The organism is Kitasatospora sp. MY 5-36, from assembly GCF_001182915.1.
Classification (GTDB): Bacteria; Actinomycetota; Actinomycetes; order Streptomycetales; family Streptomycetaceae; genus Kitasatospora.
Genome location: NZ_LFVW01000678.1, coordinates 1 through 6,060 on the forward strand (window position 1 = coordinate 1; position 6,060 = coordinate 6,060).

8 protein-coding genes are annotated in these 6,060 nt (G+C 73.5%); all 8 read left to right on the plus strand.

The genetic code is table 11. The annotated features are described in order from the left end of the window. The first annotated feature begins 337 nt into the window (after positions 1–337). Positions 338–1,936: an ABC-F family ATP-binding cassette domain-containing protein gene (locus AE652_RS33375; RefSeq protein WP_049658446.1), complete on the plus strand. Its 1,599-nt coding sequence runs from the start codon at positions 338–340 to the stop codon at positions 1,934–1,936. A 327-nt stretch (positions 1,937–2,263) separates the two neighbouring features. After that, positions 2,264–2,497 (plus strand): helix-turn-helix domain-containing protein, encoded by a 234-nt coding sequence (locus AE652_RS33380; RefSeq protein WP_049658450.1) that lies wholly within the window; start codon positions 2,264–2,266, stop codon positions 2,495–2,497. A 301-nt stretch (positions 2,498–2,798) separates the two neighbouring features. Next, a complete protein-coding gene (locus AE652_RS33385; RefSeq protein WP_049658452.1) occupies positions 2,799–3,605 on the plus strand; it encodes an enoyl-CoA hydratase/isomerase family protein in 807 nt (268 codons plus the stop codon). Positions 3,606–3,798: 193 nt separating this feature from the next. Next, positions 3,799–4,287 carry an Asp23/Gls24 family envelope stress response protein gene (locus AE652_RS33390; protein WP_074001607.1) on the plus strand — a complete coding sequence of 163 codons (489 nt, stop codon included), beginning with the start codon at positions 3,799–3,801 and terminating at the stop codon, positions 4,285–4,287. Between the two features lie 61 nt (positions 4,288–4,348). Further along, positions 4,349–4,540 carry a hypothetical protein gene (locus tag AE652_RS33395; RefSeq protein ID WP_049658455.1) on the plus strand — a complete coding sequence of 64 codons (192 nt, stop codon included), beginning with the start codon at positions 4,349–4,351 and terminating at the stop codon, positions 4,538–4,540. Between the two features lie 95 nt (positions 4,541–4,635). Next, complete coding sequence (locus AE652_RS33400; protein ID WP_049658457.1) at positions 4,636–4,953, plus strand: hypothetical protein; 318 nt, start codon at positions 4,636–4,638, stop codon at positions 4,951–4,953. Next, positions 4,950–5,603, plus strand: coding sequence for a DUF6286 domain-containing protein (locus AE652_RS43260; RefSeq protein WP_053112410.1), 654 nt, complete (start codon positions 4,950–4,952; stop codon positions 5,601–5,603). The genes AE652_RS33400 and AE652_RS43260 overlap by 4 nt, the downstream gene beginning before the upstream one ends. Further along, positions 5,600–6,060 (plus strand): alkaline shock response membrane anchor protein AmaP (locus AE652_RS33410; protein WP_159028623.1); only part of this gene is annotated, 461 nt, incomplete at its 3' end. The genes AE652_RS43260 and AE652_RS33410, both read left to right, overlap by 4 nt.

Below are 6,060 nucleotides of genomic sequence, written 5' to 3' on the forward strand. Positions count from 1 at the left end.
CCGGCCAGGACCCGGCCGGGAACCCGGCCCCGGACGCCCCGGACGCCCCGGCGGCCGCCGGAGCCCCCGCGGGGGACCAGCCGGCCGGGCAGCCCCAGTAGCCGGGACGGCCTCCGGTCGGTGGGCCGGCGGGCCGGTGGATACCCCTGGGCGGTACTTCCCCGGGGGCGGTACGGGGCCCGGTAGACTTGCCGTCATGGCTATCTTCTCCGGGCAATAGCGGGCGGCGGCGCCGCGAGGGCCGCGCCGACCGCCGATGAAGCCCCCCTCATGCCAACCCGGCCCCGGGTCCGTCGCACCCGGCCGCCCGCCCACGTCCCAGGAGTAGTCCCCAGCCATGATTTCCGCCAACGCCCTCGAACTGCGTGCCGGTGCCCGGATCCTGATCGAGTCCGCGAGCTTCAAGGTCGCCGCCGGTGACCGGATCGGCCTGGTCGGCCGCAACGGCGCCGGCAAGACGACGCTCACCAAGGTGCTGGCCGGCGAGGGCCTGCCGGCCGCCGGAACCGTCACCCGTTCGGGCGAGGTCGGCTACCTCCCGCAGGACCCGCGCACCGGCGACCTGGACGTCCTCGCCAAGGACCGCATCCTGTCCGCCCGCGGCCTCGACACCGTGCTGAAGAAGATGCGCGAGAACGAGGACCGGATGGCCAACGGCCAGGGCGCCACCCGGGACAACGCGATGAAGAAGTACGCCCGGCTGGAGACCGAGTTCCTCACCAAGGGCGGGTACGCCGCCGAGGCCGAGGCCGCCACCATCGCCGCCGCGCTGGGCCTGCCGGACCGCATCCTCGCCCAGCCGCTGCACACCCTCTCCGGTGGTCAGCGCCGCCGCGTCGAGCTCGCCCGGATCCTCTTCTCGGACTCCGACGTGCTGCTGCTCGACGAGCCCACCAACCACCTGGACGCGGACTCGATCGTCTGGCTGCGGGACTTCCTGAAGACGTACAAGGGCGGCTTCATCGTCATCTCGCACGACGTCGACCTGGTCGAGACGGTCGTCAACAAGGTCTTCTACCTGGACGCCAACCGCTCCGCCATCGACGTCTACAACATGGGCTGGAAGCAGTACCAGCAGCAGCGCGAGGACGACGAGAAGCGCCGCAAGCGCGAGCGGGCCAACGCCGAGAAGAAGGCCGCGACCCTGAACGCGCAGGCCGACAAGATGCGCGCCAAGGCGACCAAGACGGTGGCCGCGCAGAACATGGCCCGCCGCGCCGACAAGCTGCTCTCCGGCCTGGAGCAGGTCCGGGTGAACGACAAGGTCGCCAAGCTGCGCTTCCCCGACCCGGCCCCCTGCGGCAAGACCCCGCTGACCGCCAGCGGCCTGTCCAAGTCCTACGGCTCGCTGGAGATCTTCACCGACGTCGACCTGGCGATCGACCGGGGCTCCCGGGTCGTCGTGCTGGGCTTCAACGGCGCCGGCAAGACCACCCTGCTGCGGATGCTGGCCGGGGTGGAGGCGCCGGACACCGGCGAGGTGATCCCGGGCCACGGCCTGAAGATCGGCTACTACGCCCAGGAGCACGAGACGCTCGACCCGGACCGCAGCGTCCTGGAGAACATGCGCTCGGCCGCGCCGGACACCGACCTGGTGCAGATCCGCAAGATCCTCGGCTCCTTCCTGTTCTCCGGGGACGACGTGGACAAGCCGGCCGGGGTGCTCTCCGGTGGTGAGAAGACCCGTCTGGCGCTGGCCACCCTGGTGGTCTCCTCCGCCAACGTGCTGCTGCTCGACGAGCCCACCAACAACCTCGACCCGGCCAGCCGCGAGGAGATCCTGGGCGCGCTGCGCGAGTTCTCCGGCGCCGTCGTGCTGGTCACCCACGACGAGGGCGCGGTCGAGGCGCTCGACCCGGAGCGGATCATCCTGCTGCCGGACGGCGTGGAGGACCTGTGGAACCCGGGCTACGCCGATCTGGTCTCGCTGGCCTGACCGGAAGTAGACGCGAGATCCGCTTTTTGGATGAGAATATCTAGTCCTTTCGGCGTGTCCGGGAATGAAGTAGACCTGGATTCCGTTTAAGGACTTTCCGTCGGCCCGCCACTCGATCGTGGTCGGGCCGACGCTGCTGATCAGCTCTTTTTCGGCAAACGGCGGCATCAGTCCGGGGGCGCGCACTCTGTGTGAGCGCCCTGCTGCGCTCGGATCACCACCGGTGGACCACGCAATTCCGACATCGACCTTGTCGAATGGGTGGCCAGGACGCGGTGGATGGGTGATCATGGGAATCTGACCGAGCAACGCTACGAGGAGGCACGGGTGGCCGAGACTCTGAAAAAGGGCAGCCGGGTGACCGGTGCCGCGCGTGAGAAGCTCGCGGCCGATCTCAAGAAGAAGTACGACTCCGGGGCGAGCATTCGCGCTCTCGCGGAGGAGACCGGTCGTTCGTACGGCTTCGTGCACCGGATGCTGAGCGAATCCGGAGTCATTCTCCGGGGCCGCGGCGGTGCCACGCGGGGCAAGAACAAAGCGACTGCCGGGGCCAGTTCCTGACGGTTCGTCAGCCATTGGCTGGATGACGCGGCGGCAGGACGCCGACCGAGGAGACGACGGTTGACCATTCAGCCGGGCGTCCGCCCTCGGGTCGTGTGGACCGGCCGCCGATCGTCATGTCCGGGGTGTCGTCCGTCCCCCGTTTTCCGAAGTCCGTTCATTTCTCCCGGGACCGTCTCCTTCGTTCCCCCGCCGAGTGCCCCGGGCCCCGTCGATCCTTCCCGGTCGGGGCCCCTGCCCTTGCGCGTCGAGGTTTGTTACTCTCCGGTAGCCACGTCCCTCGCCACCGGAGGTTCCCCGCATGACCGCTCCCGCCACCGACCCGCAGGCCCCGAGCTGGGAGCGGGACGGCGTCCGCCTGGAGATCCACGGTGAACTCGCCGTCGTGACCCTGTGCCGACCCAAGCGGCGCAACGCCCAGTCGCCGGCGCTCTGGCGCGCCCTCGCCGCCGCCGGGTGCGACCTTCCCGGCAGCGTCCGGGTGGTGCTGCTGCGCGCGGAGGGGGTCTCCTTCTCCGCCGGGCTGGACCGGGCCATGTTCACCCCCGAGGGCATCCCGGGCGAGCCCACCTTCCTCCAGCTCGCCGCCTCCTCCGACCAGGAGCTGGACGCCGCCATCGCCTCGTACCAGGAGGCCTTCACCTGGTGGCGCCGTCCGGACCTGGTCTCCATCGCGGCGGTCCAGGGCCACGCCGTCGGCGCGGGCTTCCAGCTGGCCCTCGGCTGCGACCTGCGGGTGGTCGCCGAGGACGTCCGGTTCGCGATGAAGGAGACCTCGCTGGGCCTCGTCCCGGACCTGGCCGGCACCAAGCCGCTCACCGAACTCGTCGGCTACGCGCGGGCGCTGGAGATCTGCGCGACCGGCCGCTGGGTGGGGGCCGAGGAGGCCGCCGCGATCGGACTGGCCAACCTGGTGGTGCCGGGCGAGGAGCTGGACGCCGCCGCCCGGGACCTCGCGGCGGCGCTGCTGGCCGCTCCGCGCGGCGCGGTGATCGAGACCAAGGCGCTGCTGCAGGGCGCCGCCGGGCGCTCCTTCGACGAGCAGCGTTCGGCCGAACGGGCGGCGCAGGCCCGTCGGCTGCGGGAGCTCGCCGGGATCGGCGACTGACCGCACGGTGATGACGCGGGGCCCGGCCCGGGGGGATTCCCCCGGGCCGGGCCCTTTCCCGTGCCGGGGGAGGGCCGCCGGTGCTCGCCGGGCGGGGATCGTGGCGAAATGCCAGAGTTGGGGAGGTTTGCGATATAGCTGGTGCCGTACGACGGGAGAAGCGCCCATGCCTGACACTCCGACGCCCGCGACCATGCCCAAGCACACCGGCAGCGGCAGCGCCCCGAACCCCGGTCCGCCGGGGGCCGGCGGCGGTGCCAAGCCGGTGGGGGAGCGTGGCCGCACCGCGCTGGCCGTCGGCGTGGTGGAGAAGATCGCCGGGATGGCGGCCCGCGAGGTCGCCGGGATCCACGCGCTCGGCTCCGGGCTCGCCCGCACCTTCGGCGCGATGCGGGACCGGGTGCCCGGCGGCAAGCCCAGCGTCGGGCGGGGCATCAAGGCGGAGGTCGGCGAGAAGCAGACCGCGATCGACATCGCCCTGGTGGTCGAGTACGGCGTGGTCATTCCCGAACTCGCCCGCCAGGTGCGGGAGAACATCATCAACGCGGTGGAGCGGATGACCGGCCTGGAGGTCGTCGAGGTCAACATCGCGGTCAACGACGTCCACCTCCCGGACGAACCGGAGTTCGAGGAGGAAGAGGAGCCGGTGGCGCCCTCCGGGCAGCGGCCGAAGCTCAAGTAGCGCGTTCGGCGGCGGGCCGACGGCGGACCCGACGAGGCAGCGGGACACGAGGGAGTAGCGGATGAACCTGGCCATCGTCGGCCTGGTGGTGGGCATGGCCCTCGGCTTCGCCGGGTACTTCGGCGGGTTCGCGGCCTTCCTGCTGGTGGCCGCGCTCGGGCTGGTCGGATTCGTGCTCGGGCGCCTGCTGGAGGGCGACATCGAGCTGGGCGAACTCGGGGACCTGCTCCGCGGCCGCGACCGGCGCCGCTGATGGCGGGCCCCGCGTCGGCTCCGGCCGCGCTCTCCGGGTCGGGTGCCGTACCGGGCCCCGGCCCGGGTTCCGGTTCTGGTTCCGGTTCCGGTTCCGTGCCGGGGCGCCGGGGGCGGCTCCGGGTCGCCGACCGGGTGTACGCGCGGATCGCGGCCCGGGCCGTCCGGGAGGTGCTGACCGAGGCCTGGCCCGCCGGGCGGGCGAAGGGGGCGCCGCCGCACGTCTCGGTGACCGTACCGGGGAGCACGGTGACGGTCCGGGTGGCGGTCGAGCTGCCGTTCCCCTCGGACATCGCGGCGCTGGCCGGGGCCGTTCGGGCGCGGATCGCGGAGCGGGTGGTGGGGCTGACCGGGACGAGGGTGTCGGAAGTCGTCGTCGTGGTCGAGAAGTTGGTGACGGGGGGCGCCTCGTGACCGAGGAGGTGCCCGGAACGGAGGCGGCGCCGGGGGCCCGGCCGGAGAAGGTCAGGCGGCTGCGGGCACCCCGTACGGCCGCGGCGGCCCTGGTGGCGACGGCGGTGCTGGTGGTGGCGGGGGCGCTGCTGTACGACGTGGTCGCCGTACGGGTGGGGCAGCCGGCGCGGCGGTGGCGGGCGCAGATCGCGGACGAGCTGGCGACCCGCCACCTCGACGACCTGGCGGTGCTGGTGGGGGCCGGAGCGGCGACCGCGCTCGGCGGGTGGCTGCTGTGGCTCGCCGTCGCGCCCGGGCTGCGACGGTGGCTCGTGCTGCGGCCCTACGGGGGGACGACCGCGGCCGTCGACCGGGCCGGGGTCGGACACCTGCTGGCGGACCGGGCGGCGGGCCTGGACGGGATCGACCGCCTGCGGATCCGGGTCGGGCGGCGGCGGGTCCGGATCTCGCTGGAGGGGGTGGCGGACCCGGCGCTGGTGCAGCGGCAGTTGCGGGACGAGCTGGAGCGGGTGGGGCTGGGGCGGCCACTGCGGCTGGACGTGCGGACGGGACGGGGGGCCGGGGGCGTGGTGGGGGAGGACCCGGGGGCGGGGACCACCGGGTCCGGGACGGGGGCCGGGGCGGCCGGCGGCGAGGGGGCGGCCGGGTGAGGAGGACGGTCGTCAACCGGGTGGTGCTGGGGGTGGTGGGGGCCGTGCTGCTGGCGGCCGGGGTGCTGGTGCTGGCGGGCGGGCTCGACCTGTACCGGCGACTGGGCGTCCACCCGCCGCAGTGGTGGCCGCTCACCTCACCCGACCAGCCGGTGGTGAGCGCGCGGTCCCGGGGGCGGTGGGTGGCGTCGTCGTGGTGGTGGCCGACGGTGATCGGCGGACTGACCGCCCTGGTGGCGGGGATGGCGTGGTGGCTGGTGGCGCAGCTGCGGCGCAGCGGGCTGTCGAGCATCGCGGTGCCGACGCCGGGGGTGAGCGGGCTGCGGCTGCGGGTCGGCGCGCGGGCGCTGGAGGAGGCGCTGGAGAACGGGACGGCGGTGCTGCCGGACGTCGAACGGGCCGGGGTGCGGCTGGTGCGGGCGCCGGGGCACCCGAGGCTGCGCGGGGCGGTGCGGCT

Excerpts from the sequence above, each read along its gene's own strand:
- AE652_RS33375 (WP_049658446.1), top strand. The coding sequence starts at position 338 with ATGATTTCCGCCAACGCCCTCGAACTGCGTGCCGGTGCCCGGATCCTG.
- AE652_RS33385 (WP_049658452.1), top strand. The coding sequence starts at position 2,799 with ATGACCGCTCCCGCCACCGACCCGCAGGCCCCGAGCTGGGAGCGGGAC.
- AE652_RS33390 (WP_074001607.1), top strand. The coding sequence starts at position 3,799 with ATGCCCAAGCACACCGGCAGCGGCAGCGCCCCGAACCCCGGTCCGCCG.
- AE652_RS33395 (WP_049658455.1), top strand. The coding sequence starts at position 4,349 with ATGAACCTGGCCATCGTCGGCCTGGTGGTGGGCATGGCCCTCGGCTTC.